14 protein-coding genes are annotated in these 22934 nt (G+C 68.7%); 5 read left to right on the forward strand and 9 right to left on the reverse strand.

What is annotated here, in order from left to right; all coding sequences use genetic code 11:
• Positions 1-457, forward strand: a 457-nt coding sequence (locus tag IPZ69_RS25670; RefSeq protein ID WP_235456827.1) for a peptidoglycan-binding domain-containing protein, incomplete at its 5' end; no start/stop codon positions are given.
• An 89-nt stretch (positions 458-546) separates the two neighbouring features.
• On the opposite strand, the gene IPZ69_RS25675 is transcribed toward IPZ69_RS25670, so the two are convergent.
• The gene (locus IPZ69_RS25675) at positions 547-1788 is read right to left on the reverse strand and encodes a ThuA domain-containing protein (protein WP_235456828.1); all 1242 of its coding nucleotides are present in this window, start codon (positions 1786-1788) and stop codon (positions 547-549) included.
• A 1052-nt stretch (positions 1789-2840) separates the two neighbouring features.
• Between IPZ69_RS25675 and IPZ69_RS25685 the strand changes: the two genes are divergently transcribed.
• Positions 2841-3845, forward strand: a complete 1005-nt coding sequence (locus IPZ69_RS25685) for a helix-turn-helix domain-containing protein (protein WP_235456882.1) — start codon at positions 2841-2843, stop codon at positions 3843-3845.
• A gap of 64 nt (positions 3846-3909) precedes the next feature.
• Entirely contained in the window at positions 3910-4344 is a 435-nt protein-coding gene (locus IPZ69_RS25690) for a hypothetical protein (protein WP_235456829.1), read from the forward strand.
• A gap of 10 nt (positions 4345-4354) precedes the next feature.
• Here IPZ69_RS25690 and IPZ69_RS25695 read toward each other — a convergent pair whose 3' ends face one another.
• Positions 4355-4534: a hypothetical protein gene (locus tag IPZ69_RS25695; protein WP_235456886.1), complete on the reverse strand. Its 180-nt coding sequence runs from the start codon at positions 4532-4534 to the stop codon at positions 4355-4357.
• A gap of 247 nt (positions 4535-4781) precedes the next feature.
• On the opposite strand from IPZ69_RS25695, the gene IPZ69_RS25700 reads away from it, so the two are divergent.
• Complete coding sequence (locus tag IPZ69_RS25700) at positions 4782-8462, forward strand: S8 family serine peptidase (RefSeq protein WP_235456830.1); 3681 nt, start codon at positions 4782-4784, stop codon at positions 8460-8462.
• Between the two features lie 204 nt (positions 8463-8666).
• Here the strand turns inward: IPZ69_RS25700 and IPZ69_RS25705 are convergent, their stop codons facing one another.
• The 4 genes from IPZ69_RS25705 to mmsA form a co-directional block, all read right to left on the reverse strand.
• The gene (locus IPZ69_RS25705; RefSeq protein ID WP_308407544.1) at positions 8667-11456 is read right to left on the reverse strand and encodes a GH92 family glycosyl hydrolase; all 2790 of its coding nucleotides are present in this window, start codon (positions 11454-11456) and stop codon (positions 8667-8669) included.
• Between the two features lie 603 nt (positions 11457-12059).
• Positions 12060-13166 carry a substrate-binding domain-containing protein gene (locus tag IPZ69_RS25710; RefSeq protein WP_235456832.1) on the reverse strand — a complete coding sequence of 369 codons (1107 nt, stop codon included), beginning with the start codon at positions 13164-13166 and terminating at the stop codon, positions 12060-12062.
• Positions 13167-13269: 103 nt separating this feature from the next.
• Positions 13270-14568, reverse strand: a complete 1299-nt coding sequence (gene mmsB / locus IPZ69_RS25715; protein WP_235456833.1) for a multiple monosaccharide ABC transporter permease — start codon at positions 14566-14568, stop codon at positions 13270-13272.
• Positions 14565-16112 carry a multiple monosaccharide ABC transporter ATP-binding protein gene (gene mmsA, locus IPZ69_RS25720; RefSeq protein ID WP_235456834.1) on the reverse strand — a complete coding sequence of 516 codons (1548 nt, stop codon included), beginning with the start codon at positions 16110-16112 and terminating at the stop codon, positions 14565-14567. The genes mmsB and mmsA overlap by 4 nt, the downstream gene beginning before the upstream one ends.
• Positions 16113-16336: 224 nt before the next feature.
• On the opposite strand from mmsA, the gene IPZ69_RS25725 reads away from it, so the two are divergent.
• On the forward strand, positions 16337-17581 hold the full coding sequence (locus IPZ69_RS25725; protein ID WP_235456835.1) for an ROK family transcriptional regulator: 1245 nt from the start codon (positions 16337-16339) through the stop codon (positions 17579-17581).
• 652 nt (positions 17582-18233) lie between these two features.
• Here the strand turns inward: IPZ69_RS25725 and IPZ69_RS25730 are convergent.
• The 3 genes from IPZ69_RS25730 to zwf all read right to left on the reverse strand — a co-directional run bounded on the left by IPZ69_RS25730 (position 18234) and on the right by zwf (position 22909).
• Positions 18234-20630, reverse strand: coding sequence for a glycoside hydrolase family 65 protein (locus IPZ69_RS25730; protein ID WP_235456836.1), 2397 nt, complete (start codon positions 20628-20630; stop codon positions 18234-18236).
• Entirely contained in the window at positions 20627-21370 is a 744-nt protein-coding gene (locus IPZ69_RS25735; RefSeq protein WP_235456837.1) for an HAD family hydrolase, read from the reverse strand. The genes IPZ69_RS25730 and IPZ69_RS25735 overlap by 4 nt, the downstream gene beginning before the upstream one ends.
• A 135-nt stretch (positions 21371-21505) precedes the next feature.
• Positions 21506-22909 carry a glucose-6-phosphate dehydrogenase gene (zwf, locus tag IPZ69_RS25740; RefSeq protein WP_235456883.1) on the reverse strand — a complete coding sequence of 468 codons (1404 nt, stop codon included), beginning with the start codon at positions 22907-22909 and terminating at the stop codon, positions 21506-21508.
• Positions 22910-22934: the final 25 nt, after the last annotated feature.

The raw sequence follows: 22934 nt of genomic DNA on the forward strand, positions 1-22934 counted from the left end.
GCCCGCGCCCGCGCCCGCGCCCGCGCAGACAGGGATCCGACAACATCGGCGTTTCACCCACCGGCGCCACACCCGTGCCGCCGGAGTCTTCGGACTGGGCGCGGTGAGCGGATTGTTCCTCGCCTCATCGCTGCTCAGCAATGGGCACCCCACACCGACGATGCCGCCCGCGTCCTTGGGGCAACCGGACCAGCCGACTCCCGGCGACACCCCTCTCCCCGAGATCCCGGGCACCGGGCTGCTGCGCCAGGGCGACAGCGGCCATGGGGTGTACGAGTTGCAGGTACGCCTGCTCCAGATCCCGCACATCTACGACGGCGGTGCCATCAGCGGACACTTCGACACACAGGTCCGACAGGCCGTGGCCCGGTTCCAGGAACAGTACGGCGTACGCGGGGACGAGACCGGCGTCTACGGGGACAACACCCGCTACGCCCTCATGCTGCGCACGAAGTAGTCCCCGAGAGTCATGCAGCGCGCGAGTCACCCGCGCCTGCCGGTCGTCGCGTTCATGGCCGGCGCGGGCCTCCGCTCTGGTACCGGCGATCAGGAAGGCAGGGTCCAGTTCTGGTTGGCCGCTCCGGTGCACGACCAGATTTGCAGCCGGGTGCCGTTGGCCGAACTGGGCCCGGTGGCGTCAAGACACTTGCCCGACTGCGGGTTGAGCAGGGATCCGTTCGCCCCCGGCCGCCAGACCTGCGAGCCAGTCCCGTTGCAGTCGTACAGCTGCACCTTGGTGCCGTTGGCGGTGCCGCCGCCGGTCACGTCCATGCACTTGCCGAGGGCGGTGAGCGTACTGGTGCCGACCGTCCAGCTCTGCGCGTTGGTGCCGTTGCAGTCGTAGAGTTGGACCGCCGTTCCGTTGGCCGCGTTGGCGCCGGCGACGTCCACGCACTTGCCGCCATATCCGTGGATCGGGCCGGTGGGGGTGTCGGGCGGGGTGACCGGGCCGGACTGATTGGCTGCCCACTTGATCTCCTGCATCAGGAGTTGGTTCTGCTGGGCGCTTGCGAACGTCGACGACAGTGTCGTGTTGGTCGAGTAGTCCATCGCGTTGTGGCCGAAGTTGTTGTAGACCATCCTGTAGCTGTGGTTGGTCCACACGATGGGGTAATAGCCGCTGTACCACGTCTGGTTGGGGTCGGTGCCGATCGGGAACGTGGACGGAGCCATCGACGCCAGGATGTCGATGTCAGGGTTCTGCCGCAGGTCGTTCTGCCAGCTGTACCACTCACTGACGGATGAGGTGATGGTGGCCGGCAGGCCCGCGGTCGCCGCATGGGCGGGGTCTTCTATTTTCAGCGTTTCCGCGGTCGGTCCCCAGGAGTTGCTGCGGAACGTTCCAGTGCCCAGGAAAGTGTTGTGGTACCAGGGCCAGTCGCTCGTGTCGTCGTTGTACGCCGAGACGTGGAAGCCGATGAAGCCACCGCCGTTCGTCACGTACGTCTGGAAGGCGGACTGCTGCGCGCGGGTGTGCGGGTAGTCGTCGAGGAACATCACGACCTGGTAGTTGGCCAGGTTTGCGGGGGTGAGCTGGTTCCAGTCCGTGGTCGAGGTGTAGGTGAACCCGTTCTGGGCGCCGGCCTGGGGGAACCACGTGTTGGCCTCATGGTCGAAGCTGATGTGCGCTGCGTCGAAGTTGCCGTTGTAGAACGCGAGCACCTTGAAGGGGGTTGCAGCGTGGGCGCTTTGTACGGGTCCTGCCTGGACGCCGAGCACCACGGCGAACAGTGCGAGCAGTCTCAGCAGCGAACGGAGCCGGGAAACTTCCGTACGGGAACTGACCATGCGAGGGCCTTCCTCGTGCGCGACCGTGGGGAGGACGTGCCTTTGCGTGCGCCGCATTCATGAGTCTAGACGGTGTTCATGACAATGACGCTTGGTCTGAACCAAGTTCCTCGCATGCCCGAGGACGCCACGTACGCCACGCCGGTCACGCGATGGCCGGCGGTGCGGCGACCGTGGTCCGACCTGGCCGGGCGGATCGCCAAGGCCAAGGACTTCTCCGGCACTGCCGGAACCGGGGACGCCTCCGGGCACGGCACCCATGTCGCCTCCATCGTCGGCTCAGCCGGAGCACCGGCACCCTGTTCGCCGTGGCCGCGGGGAACAGGGGCCGAGCACCGTCGGCCCCCGGCGCGGCCGCCGCCCTGCTGGCCCGGCGCCACCCGGACTGGACCGGCACGCAGCTGAAGGATGCACCGATCAGTACGGCCCGCACCGTGTCCGGCCAGCACGTCACGGAACAGGGCGGCGGCCGGATCGACGTGCGTGCCACGGCTCTGGGCCCGGTCACCGGCACCCTCACCCTCGACCCGTTCCGCCCCACCGCCCCGACGGTGCGCGTGGGCGACGTGCTGCGGCTACGGATTCCCGAGTTCACGGACTCGCAGTCCGGACACTGGTCGCGGGCCGTGCAGGGCGACGGCGGCGGAAGTCGCCACCGCCACCACCTGGCCCTTCGCGTCGGCCCGGACGGACCCGGCCACGCCGTTGTCGCTGCTCCAGCTGGACTACCAGGTGCCGGTCGACGTGTCGAGGCCTCCTGCGACGACGAGCGCCTGGCGCACAGCCGAGGTGGCCGACCGCGGCCGCAACGGCTTCCAGGCCAGGATGGCCGGGCCGTCGCAGCCAGCCGCCGACGCCTCGGCTACCCTGCGCGTCACGGCTCGCGACGCCGCCGGGAACACGGCACGCAGACGGTGCGGCGCGCCTACGCCCCGCGGCGATGGGCGCAACCGCCTGGGGGCGGCGCGGCCTGCCGTGTGCACCCCTTGCTCCTCCCCTCTAATGTAGTACGGTATTCAACCGTCGAAGCCGAGGATCCGGGGAGGGCGTCCGTGGTGCTGGAGGTCGCCGGGGTCTCGCACGAGGAGGAGACCGTCTACCGGCTGCTCGTCACGTCCGGCCAGGCCACCGCGGAGGACCTGGCCCAGCGTGCCGACCTGCCCCGCGCGGACGCCGCGCGGATTCTCGACGCACTGACCTCCAAGGGCCTGGCAAGCCACACCGACGGCACACCCCGGGTGTTCCGGGCCGCTCCCCCGGACGTGACACTGCTGCCCCGGCTCAAGCGGAGCGCCGACGCGCTGGAGCTGGCCCGGTTCGAGGCCGGCCGTCTGATCGAGTCCTACCGGGACACGATGCGCAGGCACGACGCCGGCCAATTGCTTGAGGTCATCACCGGGGCGGAGGCCCTGCGTCAGCACCTGAGGCAGATCCAGGCCGACGCGCAGGACGAGATGCTCTGGTTCTGCAAGGCCCAGTACGTGGCCATGCCGTCGGGCAGCAACGCCGAGGAGTTCCAGGCGCTGGCCCGAGGCGTTCGCTATCGGGTGCTGTACGAGAAGGCGTTCTTCGACGACGAAGGCGCCGTGGACAACGTGGTGGCGGGCGTGCACGCCGGGGAAGTCGCCCGGGCCGTGCCACACCTGCCGCTGCGCCTCGCGATCGCCGACCGTTCCGTGGCCGTCTTCCCCCTCGTGGCCGGTGGGCCGCACGGCAGCCCGGAGGAGCCGACCACCGCACTCGTCAGGGACAGCAATCTGCTCGCGGCCCTGATCGCCCTGTTCGAGTGCTACTGGGAGGACGCCGTCCCCCTGGACGTGGACGGCGCCGGCACCATCTCGGGGACGGACGGAGCGGGGCCGTCCGATGCGCTCTCCCCCACCGACCGCAAGCTGCTGTCCCTGCTGGTGGCCGGAGTCGCCGACAAGGCGATCGCCTCACAGATGCAGCTGAGCCGGCGAACCGTCCAGCGCCGCATCCAGGGCATGATGGAGCACGCCGGCGCGGCGACCCGCATGCAACTCGCCTGGCAGGCCGCACGCCGCGGATGGCTCTGAGCCGATCCGCCGCCCAAGACCTGTCCGGCCGATCACGGTCGGGGCGGTGAGGCATGATGCCTGGGTGAGCATCATCGTCGAGTTCTTCGTGGCTCCTGATGACGCGTCAGCAGCATTGGCTCTTCAGACCGGCCCGCGACGCGTATTCGAGTCGCTCTCCTTCGGCAACTTCGATGCCGAAGACGCTGTGGTCGAGTGGGAGTGCCTTCTTGCCGGCGGCAGCTTCGAGGAACTCTTCGAAGCCGACGAGCCTCGTTTTGTTGCCGGCCAGGACGATGATGGGTGCGTCGTCTTCGCGATCTCGCCTCGGCTGTCTGCCGCACTCGCCGACGCCGAGCGGTCCGAATTGAAGGATGCGGCTGTCTCGTGGGCGGCGCAGCGCGCGGAGGACGGCGAGGTCATCGACACGGAGATCGCCGAAGCGATCCTGAGTGATCTGGCCGCTCTCGTCGGCAGCGCCCGACGCCAGGGCCAGGGCGTTTACTGCTGGGTCGCGTAGGGCTTCACGTTCAGAGCCAGATCGCGACAGAGGCCGCGGTGGCGATGCCGAGGAAAGCGTAGCCGCGCTTGTCGTAGCGAGTGGCGATGGTCTTCTCCGGGATCGAATGGCGGATGCCCCGCCGTCGCAGGTACTCGCGAACGTGACCGTTGCTGTACGCCTTGCCGGCCGCGCGGCTCTCCGGCTTCAAGTAAGCGCCGCCTACCCATGTGAAGTGAGTGCTCCGTTGGCCGGGCACACCGCTGACCCGGATTCCTGCCGCGCCCCCCGGTCGGCGGCAGCGCGGTGTCTTCCTGGCACAGGTGCGCCATGGCGCAGGTGCGCCATCCACAGCCCATTGCTGGAGAGGGAGGGTGCCTCCATGATCCAAACCACCTCCCGTTCTTCCATCCTTTTGGGGGCTCTCCTTGCCCAAAAAGCCCGCCTACAGACGAGGGTTGTCGGCCGCCACCGTGGTCGCCGCCCTGTGCCTCGGGACCGTATCGGCCACAGCCGCCGCGCCCGCAGACCCCGTCACGTCCGTGGCCGCCGGAACCGCACACCTGTCACCCGGTGGCGGCCTCCACACCGTCACGCTGATCACCGGCGACAAAGTGACGATGGGTACCACCGCCGACGGCACCGTGGTCCGGTCCTTCGAAGCCGCGAACGGCGCGACTTCAGGCTTTCACCGCGCCGTCATCGACGGTGCGACGTACGTGTATCCGGACGCCGTCCTGCCCTATGTCAGCGCCGGAAAGCTGGACAAACAGCTGTTCAACGTCACCGGGCTGATCGCCGGGGGCTACGACGACGCTCATGCCTCACGGCTGCCGCTCATCGTGAACTACACCGACGCCGCCGCCAAGTTCCGGACCCGCCCGAAGGTGGCAGGTTCGAGCGTCGTCCGCCGCCTGGACAGCATCCAGGGTGCCGCTCTCACGCAGAGCCGCAAGCAGGCCCCGGCGTTCTGGTCCGCGCTGACCCGCGGCCCCGGCGCGACAGCCCGCTCGGCCGCGACGCCGGCATTCGCGGGCGGTATCGCCAAGGTCTGGCTCGATGCCAAGGTGAAGGCCGATCTGGCCGACTCGACCGCCCAGATCGGCGCGCCGCAGGTCTGGGCGGAGGGGAACACCGGCAAGGGCGTCAAGGTCGCGGTACTCGACACCGGCGTGGACGCCGAACACCCGGACCTGGCCGGGCAGATCGACACCAGCAGCAGCTTCGTCCCCTACGAGGAGGACGTCGCCGACTACAACGGTCACGGCACCCACGTGGCCTCGACCATCGCGGGGACCGGCAGCGCCTCCGACGGCAAGGAGCGAGGCGTCGCCTCCGGTGCCCAGCTGGCCGTCGGCAAGGTGCTGGACTCCGAAGGCAGGGGCCAGGAGTCCTGGATCATCGCGGGCATGGAGTGGGCGGCCCGGGACCAGCACGCCAAGATCATCAGCATGAGCCTGGGTGGTGGCGGCGACGCCACCGACCCCATGAGCCAGACCGTCGACCGCCTCAGCCACGACACCGGTGCGCTGTTCGTCGTCGCGGCGGGCAACGGCGGCCGGCACGCCATCAGCAGCCCGGGCGCCGCGGACGCCGCGCTGACCGTCGGGGCCGTCGACGGCCAGGACCAGCTGGCCGACTTCTCCAGCCAGGGCCCGCGTGACGGCGACTCCGGGCTGAAGCCCGAACTCACCGCACCCGGCGTCGACATCGTCGCGGCACGCTCGCACTACAGACGGGGTGCCGGCTACTACACGACGATGAGCGGCACATCGATGGCCACGCCGCACGTCGCGGGCGCCGCCGCGCTGCTGGCCTGCGAGCACCCCGACTGGACCGGCTCGCAGCTGAAGGAAGCACTGGTCAGCAGCGTCAAGGCGACCCCGTCGTACACGCCGTACCAGGCGGGCGCCGGCCGGCTGGACGCGTCAGCGGCGGTGCACGCCACGGTCTTCGCCACCGCGAGCGCCTACTCCGGCTTCCACACCTGGCCCCCGAAGGCGGGAGAGACCGACGTCCAGAAGGTGACGTACACCAACGTCGGTGACGACCCGGTCAGCCTCCGCCTGGCGGTCGACGGCACCGTACCGGCGGGGCTGTTCACCCTCTCCGACGACCGGATCACCGTTCCCGCGCGCGGCACCACCTCGCTCGACCTGACCGCGCACCTGGACCTTCTGCCGGCCGATCAGCCGGTCAGCGCCATGGTCACCGGCACGGACAGCGACGGAAAGGTGCGAGCCCGGACCCTGATCGGCGGCGCGAGGGAGGGGCAGCGGCAGAACCTGACCGTCGTCGCGAAGAACCGGTCCGGCCGGCCGCTGTCCGGCAGGGTCGTCCTCACCGCCGAGCACCTCTTCACGGTCATGGACCTCGACGAGTCCGGCACCGGCACGACGCGGCTGCCGGTAGGCGACTACAGCGGATGGCTCATCTCCGACGTGGAGGGGGCCAACGGGCCGCACTCACGCGGCATGGCCCTGCTCGCCTTCAACGACGTGCAGTTGGACCAGGACCGCACCGTCACCCTGGACGGCCGCAAGACCCGGCAGATCCTGGCACACGTACCGAAGCAGACCACCGCGGTCGCACCGCGCCTGGACGTGCACCGGTCGTTCACCGACAGCCTGGTCGAGACCTCCATGCTGCCCAACGATTCCTACGACAGCATCTGGGCGCTGCCGACCGGCGAGAAGGTCACCGCCGGCGAGTTCGAGTTCGGTGCCCGCCTCCGCCTCGAACAGCCGGCGCTGACCGTGGACACGGCGTCGAAGAGTTACGCCGACCCGCTGGTCAAGCGCGCGGCCAAGCCGCTGCCGGCCGGCACCCGGACGCTCACCGCGGTCTACGCCGGCGACGGCACCGCACAGGAGCTCGCCGGCCAGGACGTGCGCGGCAAGGCCGTGGTCGTCGAGGGCAGCAGGACGGCCGGTATCAAGGCACAGGCGGAGGCCGCCGCGGCCTCGGGCGCCCGGCTGCTCCTGGTCGTCAACACCGGCACCGGCCGGCTGCAGCCCTGGGACGAGACTCCCTGGAGTCCCCAGAGCCCGGCCCCGCTGACCGTGGCGACCCTCAATGCCGACCAGGGCGCCGACCTCATCGGCGCGCTCCGGCACGGATCCGTCAGGCTGAACGTCACCTCGCACCCCACCACCGACTACCTCTACGACGTGGTGCACCACTGGTCCGGCGCGGTCCCGGCGGACCCGACCTGGCGGGAGGAGCACAAGGAACTCGGCAAGGTGGACGTCTCGTTCCGCAACTACCGACCGGGCAAGGCGTTGGAGTTCCGCGCCGACGTCTGGCGGGGCTGGGCCGTCGGCAACCAGGTCACCGCTCCCGCCCAGGGCGAGCGGACCGACTGGGTCACCTCCGGCGCCGCCTGGCTGGACGACGCCTTCATCCAGGGCGAGACCGGACAGCACTCCATCGACGCCCTCCACTACCCGGCGCGCAAGACCGGCAAGGCCAGCTGGTTCGGACCGATCCAACGACCCCGGATGGGCCCCATGGGCTACCAGCCGGTGCGCTACCTCGACACCATGTACATCACAGCCCCCGGCTGGGGCGACTCCGGGGCAGGACACGTGGGCGAAGCCAACGCCAACTTCGACGTCAAGGACTGGATGGCGCTCTACCAGGGCGACCAGCAGCTCGACTGGGGCAACGCCGAGTGGCTGCAGGTCCCCGCACTCGCCCCGGGACGGCTGCCCTACCGGCTGACGGTCGACAACGACCGGGGAACCTGGGCCAACCCCTACTCGACGCACACCCTGACCGAGTGGAACTTCACCTCGGCGGCCACCGGGACCGAGTCGGTCGAGTCCCTTCCCCTGATCCAGCTCGACTACGGTGTGGACACCGACACGGCTGGCCGAGCCGATCGGCGTGCCGAGCTGACGGTGACGGCCTCGCACCTGCCCGGCACGACCGCCGCCATCGGGACACCGTCCCTGGAGGTCTCCTACGACGACGGCAACACCTGGCACACGAGCGACCTGACCCGCACCGGTGACGGATGGCGGACCGCCCTGAACGCACCGGAATCGGCGGACTTCGCCACCCTCCGGGCCACCGCCCGGGACGACGCCGGGAACACCGTCTCCCAGACGATCACCCGGGCCTTCGGACTGCGGTGACATCAACGAAGGGATGATCAACCGGGCGGGGCTCAGTCGACGGCCCCGCCCGGCCACCGTGCCCGCCACCTTCATGGCTGCCGGGCACCGGCCCGCGCGGCCCGGACGCGACGCTCGCTCGACGTGAGGTCGTCGTCCGGGCCGTCCGCGGTCAGAACAGGACCTGCTCCTCGCGCCACGGAATGGGCCTGTGTGCGTCGGTTGTCACTTGGCGTAGACCTCGAACTCGCCGAGAGCCCAGCCGTAATCGGGCGCCGGCCGGCCCGTCTTGGCGGACACCCATTTGCTGACGGCGAGTTGCACGTAACGGGCTTGTGTGGGTTCGACCGTGTAGGTATGCGGCTGCCCGCAGCGCGTCACGCCGTGATCGGCGCAGCCGGTCGTGCCGCCGGAGTCCGATTCACGGGCGACGGTGGTCCAGTTGGTGCCGTCCTTCGAGGTCTTGATGTCGTAGCTGACCGGGTAGTTCTCCCAGTCCGGGGTGACGGTCGTCCGTCCGACAGTGGTGACGCGGCCCAGGTCGACCTGGAGGCTCCACGGCGCGCCGGTGGTCGACTGCGCCATCGACGAGAGGCTGCCGTCGACGGCGTTCTCCGAGGGCTTGCCCCACTCACGTGCGGGCGTTCCGTTGATCATCTTGACCGGCTTGAAGTGGGCGAGGTCCGGGGCCGGCGGCGGCGTCGAAGCCCCCCAGGCCTGCGGCGCCTCGTTCATGGTGAAGTCGAGCCGTCCGCCGCCCATCAGGGCCTTGTGGCTCAGGAACGGCTTGGCGATGCTCTTGCCGTTCAGCTTCAGCGCCTGCACGTAGGGGCGGGATGCCGCGTGGGGAGACGTGATGACCAGCGGGCGGTGTGCGCCGGGGAGATTCAGCGTGACCTTGTCGAAGAAGGGGCTGCCCACCGCGTACTGGCCGGAGGCCGGGTTGACCGGGTAGAAGCCCATCGCGGAGAACAGGTACCAGGCCGACATCTGGCCGCAGTCCTCGTTGCCGGACAGACCGTCAGGCGCGTTCCGGTAGTTCGAGTTGGCGATCTGCCGCACCAGCTCCTGGGTACGCCAGGGCCGGCCCGCGTAGTCGTACAGGTACGGGATGTGGTGGCTGGGCTCGTTGGTGTGGTTGTTGTGGCCGCCGGCGAAGTAGCGGTCGAGCCAGGAGGCGAACTCGGCCTTGCCTCCCTTGAGTGCCATCAGGCCGGGCACATCATGGAGGACGTCGTTGGTGTACACCCACTCATCGCCCTCGGTCCAGGCACCGTCGGCCCAGGACCCGTCGAGCTTGCGCGCCTGCATGAGGCCGGTCGCGGTGTTGTACAGATTCTTGTAGTTCTTGCTGCGCTTCAGGAAGTACTCGGCGTCGGCGGTCTTGCCCACCGCCTTGGCGACCTGCGCGACGGCGTAGTCCTCGTAGGCGAAGTCCAGGGTCCGGGTGCCCGCTTCCGCCGTGCGGTCGGCCGCGACCCAGCCGTTCTTCTTGTACCAGGTCAGGCCGGCCCTGGCCTCGACGGGAGTGCCCTCCTGACGGTCTCCGTACCAGAGTGTGGTGTCGTCGTCCGGCGGCGTCATCGCGTCCTTGCGGACCGCCTGGTAGGCGAGGTCGCGGTCGAAGCCGTGGAATCCCTTGACGATGTCCTCCGCGATCACCGAGTCGGCGCTCGTGCCCTCCATGATGTTGGTCTCGGTGATGTTCTTCCACAGCGGGAGCCAGCCGCCCTGTTTGTAGTCCTGCAGCATCGAGGTGACCAGGTCGTTGACGCGCTCGGGCGCGAACATGGTGAGGAACGCGTTCTGCGCCCGGAACGTGTCCCACAGCGAATACCCGGTGTAGCTCACTCCCTTGTGGACCTTGTCGTCGTAGGCGCTGTAGTAGCGACCGTGCTCGGACATCTCCGACGGGTACTGCAGTGCGTGGTACATGCCGGTGTAGAACGTCGCGAGCTGGTCGTGCGTGCCGCCGTTGATGCCTACCCGGTCGAGCTTCTCGGCCCACGCCGCCCTGGTCTTGGCGACCGTCGCTCCGAAGCTCTGGCGGTTGGGGATCTCCTGGTCGAGGTTGGCCCGCGCCTGCTCGACCGAGATGAACGAGGTGGCGATCCGCACGTGGACGGTCACGGTGCCGGCGGGGAACCGTACATACCCCGAGACGTTCTGGTCAGTGCGGTCGGCGTCGCCTTCGTACTGCGTCGCGCCGGTCGCCGTGCCGTAGTCGGCGAAGGCGGTGTCGAAGCGCGCCACGAAGTAACCCTTGAAACCTGGCGCCTTGAACGGGCCGAGCTTGTTGTCCTGACGGTCCGGGTTGTAGCCGGTGATCTCCCGCCTGGCGGGGTTCACATGCACCTTTCCAGTGGTTCCGGAACGGATCGCCTGCATCACGAAGTTGGTCGCCGCACCACGGGGGTAGGTCAGCCGCAGGAAGCCGACCCGGGAGGTCGCGGTGAGCTCGGCGCGCAACGTCTGGCCGGGCGCCGGGTGCATGTTCACGGTGTACTTCTCGGGCGAGGCCGTCTCATCGCTGTGGCTGTAGGGCAGGCCGCGGTCGGCCGCAGCCGTCTTGACGGCACCGACGCCCGGCATGCCGACCGTGTACCCGGAGTCCCCCATCCAGATCGCGGGCTGGTGCGTACCGATGAAGCCGGTGATCTTCGGGTCGTTGAGGCGATAGGGCAATCCGCTGACGTAGTTCTCGCGGGTCATGGGCGACCATCGCGTCATCGCGAAAGGGGGCGCCGTGCTGGGAATCATGCCCCCGTACTCGGTGTCACTGTCGCCCGTCGTCCCGATGAACGGGTCGACCTTGTCCACGTTGGACGCACTCGTCGAGACGCTCTGAGGCTCCGCAACCGCCGGGCCCGGCCCACCGATTGGGGGAATGAACGATGCGAGCAGCACGAGGAGAATCAGGGCTGCCCACCACAACGGCGCCCGCCAGGGCCGCGTTTCATGCCAGGCAGGGGCTGCTCGTCTCGACGAGGCGAGGCCAACTCGGGTACGCATCATGCCTCCGCGTAGGGAGAAGAAGGGGGTGGAGTGCGACAAGCCCTGACAACGTTGTCACTCCCTGGAACGGGCGTCATTATTCCGTGCGCGTGAACGTTTGGTGAAGGGGTCGGCGCAGCGAAATTCTTCATGCGGGTGAGCTACTCCGCCAGAACTGGCAAGGCCGGTCTGCTTGTTGGGGCAAGCTCGCGAGTGACCGTGCTTCCGTCAGGCTGTGCCGCAAAGAAGATGGGTGCAGCCGGGACTCCGACTCACCCAGACCGATCGTCGGCACGAGCGACGGCCGCGAGGCCGCCCCGCCGCCCGTGCCGCTTGCCGGTCGGCTGTGGGCTCGTTCCCCGCGGCCCAAAAGGGGACTCCCCGAGAAGCGCCATGGCTTCTCGGGGAGGACAGGCGGCCGTAGGCCGGTCCCTCAGGCATGGAGCGGCCATCCGGCCCGGGCGCTCCCCGGCGTCAGGTTCCGGGGCGCGGTCCGGGCCGACGGAGGGCCACCTGTCGGCTCACGGCTCCTGGCACACCTGCTGTTACGACGTGAAGCGGGTGCGCCAGAAGCGGACACACGGCATCCACGCAACCGATAGGGGCGCGCAGAGGCAGCCGGTGTTACTTGGTGAGGGCGGACAGCTTGGGGTCGCTCGCGTAGGCCTCCGCCGCGTTCTGCTTGGTCACGATGACCGGCGGGAGGAGGTAGGCGGGGACGACCTTGGTGCCGTTGTTGTACGACTTGGTGTCGTTGATCTGCGGCTTGGCGCCCTTCTGCAGAGACTTGACCATGTTCACGGTCTCGGCGACGAGCTTGCGGGTGTCCTTGTTGATGGTCGAGTACTGCTCACCGGCCATGATCGACTTGACCGACTCGACCTCGGAGTCCTGGCCGGTGACGACCGGGACGGGCTTGCCGGCACCCTTCACCGACGTGATGATCGCGCGGGCGAGGGTGTCGTTCGGCGACAGGACGCCGTCGAGCTTCTTGGCGCCGTGGTAGGTCGAGGTCAGCAGCGAGTCCATGCGCTGCTGCGCGTTCTCGGCCTTCCAGCCCTGGATCGCGGTCTGCTTGATGTCCTTCTGGCCCGATCCGACAACGATGTCACCCTTGTCGATCAAGGGCTTGAGCACGCTCATCGCGCCGTCGAAGAAGACCTTGGAGTTGTTGTCGTCCGGCGAGCCGGAGAACAGCTCGACCGTCCAAGGACCCTTCGGCTTCTTCGCCTTCATGCCGTCCAGGAGGGCCTGTCCCTGCAACTGGCCGACCTTGAAGTTGTCGAACGCGACGTAGTAGTCGACGTCGGGCGTGTTGGTGATGAGCCGGTCGTACGCGATGACGGTCGCGCCGGCCTGCCTGGCCTGGGCCACCTGGGTGGAGAGCTGCGAGGCGTCGGTCGCGCCGATGACGATGACCTTCGCGCCCTTGGTGACCATGGAGGAGATCTGGGCCTGCTGGTCGGCGACGGCGGTCGAGGCGCCCGCGTACTGAACGTCGGCCTTGAAGCCCGCCTGCTTGAGGCCGTTGGTGAACAGGTCTCCGGCGAGCACCCAGTTCTCCGAGGTCTTCGCCGGCAGCGCGACACCGATGAGGGCGTCCTTGTCGAAGCCCTTGGCGTCGCCGCCGCTGCTGGTCGACCCCTCGCGGTCGTTGGAGCATGCGGTGCCCAGGGCGAGCAGTGCGACGGCGCCGACTGCGGCGATGCCTCTGGTGATGATTCTGCGCATGGTGAGATGGGCCTTTCTTGCCGTGGTGCTGGAGTGTCGAGCGCCGTGGAGTGCGGTGCTGTGGGTGATGAGTTGACGGCCGTCCCGCGAGGGGAGTTTTCGGTCAGCCGGCGACCGGGGCCTTGTCGGGGTCGGAGGCGGGAGCCGGTTGGTCGGCCGCGTTGGCCGACTGTTCCTGCCGGAAGGGACGCATCAGCGTTCCGATGATCGAGAAGCGACCCTGCCGCTTGCTGTAGACGTCGAACGCGACGGCGAGGAGGAGGACCAGGCCCTTGATGATCTGAACCATGTCGGAGCCGACGCCTTCGAGCTGCAGACCGTTGTTGAGCAGGGCCATGACGAGGCCGCCGACGATCGAGCCGCTGATGGTGCCGAGGCCGCCGGAGACCGCCGCGCCGCCGATGAAGACAGCTGCGATGGCGTCGAGTTCCCAGCTCAGACCGTCCTGCGGTCCGGAAGCCGCGGAGCGCGCGACGAAGATCATGCCGGCCAGTGCGGCCAGGACCGACATGTTCATCATGACCATGAAGTTGACCCGCTTCAGCTTCACGCCCGACAGCTCGGCCGCGCGGGCGTTGCCGCCGACGGCGTAGATGTGCCGGCCGCCGATGGTGTTGCGGGTGTAGTACGAGTACGCGAGCACCAGGACGATCAGGATGATGCCCGAGATCGGCAGGCTGGTGCCGATGCGGCCGCCGGCGAAGCGCAGCGTCGCGAAGACGATGACGCCCAGCATCACGGCCAGTCGGAGCACAGTGATCCACACGGGGGCGACGTCGGCGTTCATCTCGCGCCGGGTCTGCCGCGCCTTCCACTCGCGCCACACCATGCCGGCGCAGGCCGCCAGGCCGAGCAGCAGGGTCAGGTTGTTGTATCCGGTGTCGGGTCCCACCTCGGGCAGGAAGCCGGCACCGATCTTGCGGAAGCCCGCGGGGACCGGCACGGTGTCGGCGTTGCCGATGTACTGGTTGCCGCCGCGGAACAGCATCATGCCGGCCAGGGTCACGATGAACGCCGGGACCCCCACGTAGGCGACCCAGAATCCCTGCCAGGCGCCGATCGCCGCGCCGACGACCAGGCCCAGCAGGATGCCCACCGGCCATGGGAGTGAGTGTTCCTGCATCGCCTTGGCCACCACGATGCCGGTGAACGCCGCGACGGAGCCGACCGAGAGGTCGATGTGTCCGGCGACGATCACCATCAGCATGCCGACGGCCAGGATCAGGATGTAGGAGTACTGACTGACGACCGCGATGAGGTTGCCGGAGGTCAGCGTCAGGCCTCCGGTCCAGATCTGGAACAGCAGGACGATCGCCACCAGGGTGAAGATCATGCCGAACTGGCGGGCGTTGGAGGTCGTGCCCCCGAAGAGGTTCTTCTGCAGGTCTTTTATTCGGCTCATGAGGTCGGGCTCTTCTTCGTAGCGGTCATCTGCTTCATGAGGAGTTCCGGGTCGGCGTCGCGCCGGGCGACCTCGCCGGTGATGGTGCCCTCGAACACCGTGTAGATGCGGTCGCACAGGCCGATGAGCTCCGGCAGCTCCGAGGAGATGACGATGACGCCCTTCCCCTGGCCGACGAGCCGCTGGATGATCCCGTAGATCTCGTACTTGGCGCCCACGTCGATGCCGCGGGTCGGCTCGTCCAGGATCAGCAGGTCCGGGTCGGTGAACATCCACTTCGCCAGAACGACCTTCTGCTGGTTGCCGCCGGAGAGCTTCACGACGCCCTCGTCGACGCTGGGGGTCTTGATCCTGAGGCTGTCGCGGTACTCCTCGGCGATGCGGTGCTCGCTCACCGGATCGATGACCCCGCGCTTGGCGATCTTCGGCAGTTTCGCGGCGACCATCGAGGTCTTGATGTCGTCCAGCAGGTTCAGCCCGATCGACTTGCGGTCCTCACTGACGTAGGCGAGGCCGTGCCGGATGGCGGCCGACACCGACTTCAGCTGGATCTCCTCGCCGTCCTTGTAGACCCGTCCGGAGAGGTAGGTGCCGTAGGAGCGCCCGAACAGGCTCATCGCCAGTTCCGTGCGACCCGCGCCCATGAGTCCGGCGAACCCGACGATCTCGCCGCGCCGCACGTTGAAGGACGAGCCTTTGCACACCAGCCGCTCGTCGGAGTTCGGGTGGCGCACCGTCCAGTCGTGGACCTCGAAGAAGACCTCGCCGATGTCGGGCGTGTGGTCGGGGAACCGGCTGCTGAGCTCACGGCCGACCATGCCGCGCACGATTCGGTCCTCGTTGACGCCGTCGGCCTTGACGTCGAGGCTCTCGATGGTGCGTCCGTCGCGCAGGATCGTGATGGTGTCGGCGACCGCTTCGATCTCGTTCAGCTTGTGCGAGATGATGATCGAGGTGATGCCGCGCTCCCGGAAGCCGCGCAACAGATCGAGCAGGTGGCGGGAGTCGTCCTCGTTCAGAGCCGCGGTCGGCTCGTCGAGGATGAGCAGCTTCACGTCCTTGGAGAACGCCTTGGCGATCTCCACGAGCTGCTGCTTGCCGACGCCGATGTCCTTGATCAGGGTGTCGGGGTCCTCCCGGAGCCCGACCTGCTCCAGCAGTTCCAGTGCCCGCAGCTGGGCGGCCTTCCAGTCGATCGCGCCCCGCCTGCGCGGCTCGTTCCCGAGGAAGATGTTCTCGGTGATCGACATGCCCGGCACCAGGGCCAGTTCCTGATGGATGATGACGATCCCGGCCTGCTCACTGGCCCGGATGTCCTGGAACCGGACCTCGTCGCCCCGGTAGAGGATGTCACCCGCGTAACTCCCGTGCGGGTGCACACCGCTGAGCACCTTCATCAAGGTGGACTTGCCGGCGCCGTTCTCCCCGCAGATCGCGTGGATCTCGCCCTCCCGCACGACCAGGTTGACGTCGGCGAGCGCCTTGACCCCGGGAAAGGTCTTCGTGATCGACCGCATCTCCAGCAGGGTCGGGGCCTGCGTCATGAGCGGGTCTCCGTACTGCTGAGACCGTCGCGACGGCCGGGCCCCGAGGCCTCGGGGATGTGGCATTTCGTGGACATCAGCCTGCCTCCGATGGCACTGCACGCAGCGCAGTGCCTCCATGTCCGTCCTGTTACGTCTGCGTGCCCGGACATTAAATCCATTTGTTTTACTAGGTCAATGGCTCGTGACGATATGGTTATCCGTAGCGACAGAGAGGACCGCAGGTGCGGCAGGCAGGAACCAACCTCCCCAAGGTCGGGCGCTACAACCGGGCGGTCGTCCTGGACCAGATCCAGCTCGCCGACGGCATCAGCAGGATCGAGATCGCCCAGCTGACCGGCCTCACCCCGCAGACGGTTTCGGGCATCGTGCGGCGCCTGCTCGACGAGGGCATCGTGCGGGAGGACGGCGCCAGCCGGGTCGCCAGTGGCGGGAAGCCCCGCACCACACTGCGGCTCAACGCCGACGCGGGCAGCGCCGTCGGACTCCACTTCGACCCTGTCGAACTCACCTGCGCCGTCGTCGACCTCACGGGACGGCCCCTGGTCGTCAAGAAGCGCCCCACACCTGCCGCCACCGACCCCTCCCACGTCGTGACGGCCATGGCCGAGCTCGTCGCCGACGTGCTGGCCGAAGCGGATGTGCCGCACAGCAGGATCCTCGGACTGGGACTGGCCGCCCCAGGGCCGATCGACCAGGAGCTGGGCATGATCGTCACTCCGCCCCAGCTCGCACACTGGACTCGTGTGCCTCTGCAAAGCATGCTCAGTGAAGCCACCGGTCTGCCGGTCACACTCGACAACGACGCCACCGCGGCCGCGATCGGCGAGCGCTGGTCCGGTGCGGGCAAAGGCGTGGCGAACTTCGCCTACTTCTTCTTCGGTACCGGCATCGGCGGCGGCCTCATCCTCAACCACCAGGTCTACAGGGGAGGTTCGCTCAATGCCGGAGAGTTCGGCCACTCCAGCGTGCTGCCCGACGGACCGGAGTGCTACTGCGGCAACAGGGGCTGCTTGGAACGGCTCGTCAACCCCTCGGCGATCGTCGCCGAAGTACACCGTCGGCTCGCCGCCGACTCGGGCGACAGCAGTGTGCTGTCGCAATCCTTCGCCAAGGATCCCGCCTCGGTCGACCACGCCGCGATCCGGCTGGCCGCGGCGGCCGGAGATCCCGTGGCAACCGCGGTCATCGACGAAGCCGCGGAACACGTCGCCTCGGTCGCGGTCAGCATCGCCAACTTCATCGACGTCGACCTGATCGTGCTCGGCGGCCACGGCATACAGCACGTGGAATCCCGGTACGTCGACATCGTCGCCGCCGCACTGGCCACCCGACCGCTGGCCCGGAGCATCCGGGTCGTCCAGGTCGAGGCGTCCCCACTCGGAACCGACGGCGCCGTCGTCGGCAGCGCCGCACTCGTCCTGCACGCCGCGTACTCACCGCAGCTGTCGGCACTTCTCGCACACTGAGCCGAGTACGGGGCCGACTCGCGCACCAACCTCACCAGGTTGCCGAACTGCTCCTCAGCGCCGCCCTTGCCCCGCAGACGGCAGCGGCGACGAACCCACACGGGGCCCGCCACCGACTGTCGGCTACTGGCGTCACACCACGCCGAAGCCCGCCAGGGCGCACCTGGCGGGACTCCACATTTGTCGCAGCGACTACGCGACCCCACTCGATCCAGCCGCGTAGCGCGCCCGGAGCGCTACCGCGAGACCGGAGGCCTCCTCGACGCTGTCATCGACGGTGACCTCCCATGAGCCGCTGCGTCCGGTCGGATGTTCACCTCGACCTGAACTGCGACTCCCGCAAGGACATAGCCTGCAACGCCCTGGACCTCTACTTGATCTTGTGTTTGCGTCGCGTGCACGACCGATTTTGACTGGCCGTCAGCGGACGCGGGATGGCCACCGCACTGCCACGGACGGCTCCGACCGCCCGTTTCACGCATGCTCCTCCGCGACCCCACCGACCAATTCACCCGTCATCACGACGGCCCGCTGCCTGAGCGACAACGCCGAGGTGGACGCCAGTCAGAGACCGGGAGTCATGTCCGAGGAAAGGCGGGACAGGATCCGGGGCGCAGGCCGCTCTGTGGCGCCAGATGGGCACGCTCCAAAGTCACCCCTGCGCCTCTCCCCCAGATTCCTCCCCGCCGGGCAGCCCCACCGGACGCCGCCCCCGGGGCTGTTGCGGCTCGGGACGGGCGGGTACGGGTGGGACCGGGCGGTCCACCGGGGCGTCGGTGGATACAGTCAGGGGCTCACCGTGGTGCACCAGTTCCAACGGCTCGCCTTCCACCAGGACATAGCGCGCGTGGGACGGGCCGATGTCCACTCTCAGGCGGCGTCCGCGCACCGTCACCGTGAACGCCACCCGGGACAGCGCTTCGGGCAGGCGTGGCGCGAAGCCCAAGCGGTCCAGTTCCCCGTTCTCCCCGACGTGCCGGCGCATGCCGCCGAAGCCGCCGACCAGCGCGATCCAAGTGCCGGCGAGCGAAGCGATGTGCAGTCCGTCGCGGGTGTTGTGCTCCAGGTCCTCCAGGTCCATCAGCGCAGCCTCGCCGAGGTACGCGTAGGCCAGCCGCAGATGCCCGGTCTCGGCGGCCAGGGCCGCCTGGCAGCACGCCGACAGGGAGGAGTCGCGGACGGTGAACGCCTCGTAGTAGGCGAAGTTGCGTGCCTTCTGCTGGTCGGTGAACTCGTTCGGGCACACCATCATCGCGAGCACCACGTCGGCCTGCTTCACCACCTGTTTGCGGTACAGGTCGAAGTAGGGATAGTGCAGGAGCAGCGGGTAGTTCTCGGGCGGGGTCGCGTCGAAGTCCCAGTGCTGGAAGCGGGTGAATCCGGCCGACTGTTCGTGGACGCCCAGGGCTTCGTCGTACGGCATCGCCATACGGCTCGCGGCGTCCCGCCAGGCAGCCGTCTCCTCGTCGTCGACGCCGAGTTCCTCGGCCCGGTCGGGGTGGCGCGTGGCCGCGTCCGCCGCGGCCAGCAGGTTCTGCCGGGCCATCAGGTTGGTGTAGAGGTTGTCCCGGGCGATGGCGCTGTACTCGTCCGGTCCGGTGACCCCATCGATGTGGAAGACGCCTTCCGCGTCGTGGTGACCGAGGGAGCGCCACAGGCGGGCGGTCTCCACCAGGAGCTCCAGCCCCTCGGCGCGCTCGAATTCCTCGTCGCCGGTCGCCGTGACGTACCGGTCCGCGGCGATGGCGATGTCGGCGTTCACGTGGAAGGCCGCCGTTCCGGCCGGCCAGTAGGCCGAACATTCGGCTCCGTTGATGGTCCGCCAAGGAAAGGTCGCGCCCGCAAGCCCCAGCTGACGCGCCCGGTCCCGAGCCGCCGGCAAAGTCCGGTGCCGCCACCTCAGTGCCGGGGCGACGGTCTGAGGGGCGGTGTACGTGAGCACCGGCAGCACGTAGGACTCGGTGTCCCAGAAGGAATGCCCGTCGTACCCGGTTCCGGTCAGTCCCTTCGCCGGGATCGCCCGCTCCTCCCCGCGGGCGGCCGCCTGGAGCACGTGGAACAGGGCGAACCGCACCGCCTGCTGGATCTGCGCGTCCCCCTCCACCTCGACGTCCGCGCCGGCCCAGAACTCGTCCAGGTAGGACCGCTGTTGGGCGACCAGTCCGTCCCAGCCGGCGCTGACGGCGGCCGCCACCGCCCCGTCGACCTGGTCGTGCACCGCAGGCAGCGAGCGCTGCCCGGACCACCCGTAAGCGACGAACTTGACCAGCCGCAGCCGCTGTCCGGGGGCCAGATCCGCGGTCACCGTCAGGCGGCTGACGTCCGGCTCGCTCTGCGCCGTCCACCGTGTGCCCTTGGGCCCTTCGATGAGATGGTCGGCCGCCGCTCCCACCCGCAGTACGCTGCGCTCGGTGCAATGCACGAGCCGCAGCCGGGTGTCCTGGGCGAAGTGTTCCTCAGCCGTCAGCGGTGACCGGGTCACCGCGGCGACCCGCGGGTCTCCCTCGGTGTGCGGCAGTTGTTCGTTGGCGACGAGTTCGGACTGCACGGCCACGGTCACCGGGCCGTCGGTCGGCTCGACCTCGTACATGACCGCGGCCACCGCCCGTTGGGTGAAGGACACCAGACGCTGCGAGGTGATGCGGACCGTGCGGCCACCGGGCGTGGTCCACCGCGCGGTTCGGCTGAGCACACCGGAGCGGAAGTCCAGGACCCGCCCGTGCTCCAGCAGTCGGCCGTAGCGCAGATCGCACGGGTGATCGTCCACCTGCAGCCGGATGATCTTGCCGTCGGTGACGTTGATCATCGTCTCGCCGGTCTCGGGATAGCCGTAGCCCGCTTCCGCGTACGGCAGTGGGTTCCGCTCGTAGACGCCGTTGAGGTAGGCGCCGGGCAGTCCGTGGGGCTCGCCCTCGTCGAGGTTCCCGCGCCACCCGATGTGCCCGTTGGACAGGGCGAACACCGACTCGCTCTGCGCGAGCACCTCCAGGTTCAGCTCGGTCTCTCGCAGGCACCACGGCTCGACCGTGAAACTGGGATGGGTGATCACGACGACTCCAGAAGTTCGGCCAGGTCCCGCACGACCACGTCCGCCCCGTGCGCCCTCAGCTGCTCCGCCTGGCCCACCCGGTCCACCCCCACCACCACACCGAAGGCTCCGGCCCGCCCCGCCTCCACACCGGCCAGGGCGTCCTCGAACACGGCGGCCGCGCCCGGCTCCACGCCCAGGACCCGGGCCGCTTCCAGGTAGGTGTCCGGGGCGGGTTTCCCGCGCAGGTCGCGTTCGTGCGCGACCACTCCGTCGATCCGTTCCTCGAACATGTCCTCGATGCCGGCTGCCACGAGTACGTCCCGGCAGTTCGCGCTGGACGACACCACCGCGCGCCGCAGACCGGCTTCCCGCGCCGCGGTGACGAACCTGACCGAGCCCTCGTACGGCTCCACCCCCTCCTCACGGATCCGGCGCAGCACCAGGTCGTTCTTGCGTGTGCCCAGCCCGTTCACGGTCTCCGCCTGCGGCGGGTCGTCCGGCGATCCCTCGGGCAGACGCACCCCGCGTGCGGCGAGAAAGGTGCGGACCCCGTCCTCGCGGGGCCGCCCGTCCACGTATTCGTCGTAGTCGACGACAGCGTCGAAGGGAACGAACGGAGTTCCCTCGCGTGCCGCGCGCTCGCGGAGATAGCCGTCGAACATCTCCTTCCAGGCCGCCGCGTGCACCTTGGCGGTCTGGGTGAGTACCCCGTCGAGGTCGAACAGGCAGGCACGTACGTGATCAGGAAGCCCGAGCATGCCGTCGAGGCTAGGAGTGTCTTCCGGGCCGCGGTACGCAGACACCGTCCGCCGCGCCGGAAGGAACCCGCTCGGTGGACGCACAGACGGCGACCGGACCAACGCGGCCGCGTGAGTGGATCCGGGCCCCTGTGCTCACTGGTCGGCCGGCAGGCTCCACCGGTACGGCTCGATGAGCTGGTGGATCCGGTCTGGCCCCCAGGAGCCGGGCGCGTACGGCTCGACGGGCGGCGGCTTCTCCAGCAAGGGGGTGGCCGCCTCCCACAGCCGTTCGATGCCGTCCGAGCGCGTGAACAGGGACTGGTCCCCCAGCATGGCGTCCAGGATCAGCCGTTCGTAGCCCTCCAGAGCGTGCACCTCGTTGTAGGAGCCGGCGTACTGGAAGACCATCTCGGCGTTCTCCAGCCGCATCGCGGGTCCGGGTTCCTTGGTGAGGAACCGGGCCGTGATGCTTCCCGGATCGTCGAAGTCGATCACCATTTCGTTGCTGCGCAGGCAGGATCCGTGGCTGACGTCCATGGGGAACATCCGAAGCGCCGGCTCACGGAAGCCCAGGGTGACCACATGCCGGCCCTGGCCGAGGGACTTGCCGGACCGCAGGAAGAAGGGCACGCCGGCCCATCGCCAGTTGTCCAGCTCCACGCGCAGGGCCACGAAGGTCTCGGTGTCCGACTGCGGATCCACTCCCGGCTCCTCGCGGTAGCCCGTGTACTGGCCGCGCACGACGTGGGCCGGGTCCACCGGCCGCAGGGACTGGAAGACCTTCTCCTTCTCGGCCCGCAGCGCGTGGGCCTCCAGCGAGGTCGGGGGTTCCATCGCCACGAACCCCATCAGCTGGAAGAGATGAGTGACGATCATGTCCCGGAAGGTGCCGGTCCCTTCGAAGAAGCGGGCCCGGCCCTCGATACTGATCTCCTCCGGTACGTCGATCTGCACATGGGTGATGTGGTCCCGGTTCCAGATGGGCTCGAAAAGACCATTGCCGAACCTCAGGGCCAGGATGTTGTCCACAGACTCCTTGCCCAGGAAATGGTCGATGCGGAAGATCCGGGACTCGTCGAACACGGAGTGGATCGTGGCGTTCAGGGCCTGGGCCGACGGCAGGTCGGTGCCGAACGGCTTCTCCACGATGACCCGGGCGTCCTCCGCGAGCCCCGTGTCGCCGAGCAGTTGGACGACGGAGGGGAAGGCGACCGGGGGCACCGCCAGGTGGGCGAGCAGGCGCGCCCGGCCTCCGAGCCCCCGCTGCGCCTCCCGTACGGCGGCCAGCAGCGGCTGCGGATCCTCCGGGTCCGCGGCGCCGAAACTGAGTGATTCTTCGAACGCCTGCCACGCCTTGCCCTCCGGTTTCGACCGGCCGAACTCGGTGACCGCCTCGCGAGCGTGAGTACGGAACTCCTCGTCGCTGAGGGCGCCGGCGGCGGGTGACGATCCCACCACACGGTAGTTCTCCGGCATCAGACCGGCGTTGGCCAGGTGGAACAGTCCTGGCAGCAGTTTGCGGCGGACCAGGTCACCGGTCGCGCCGAAGAGCACGATCACATGGTCGTCCGGGCGTGGGGCC

This window comes from Streptomyces olivochromogenes, from assembly GCF_021538895.1.
GTDB lineage: Bacteria > Actinomycetota > Actinomycetes > Streptomycetales > Streptomycetaceae > Streptomyces > Streptomyces olivochromogenes_A.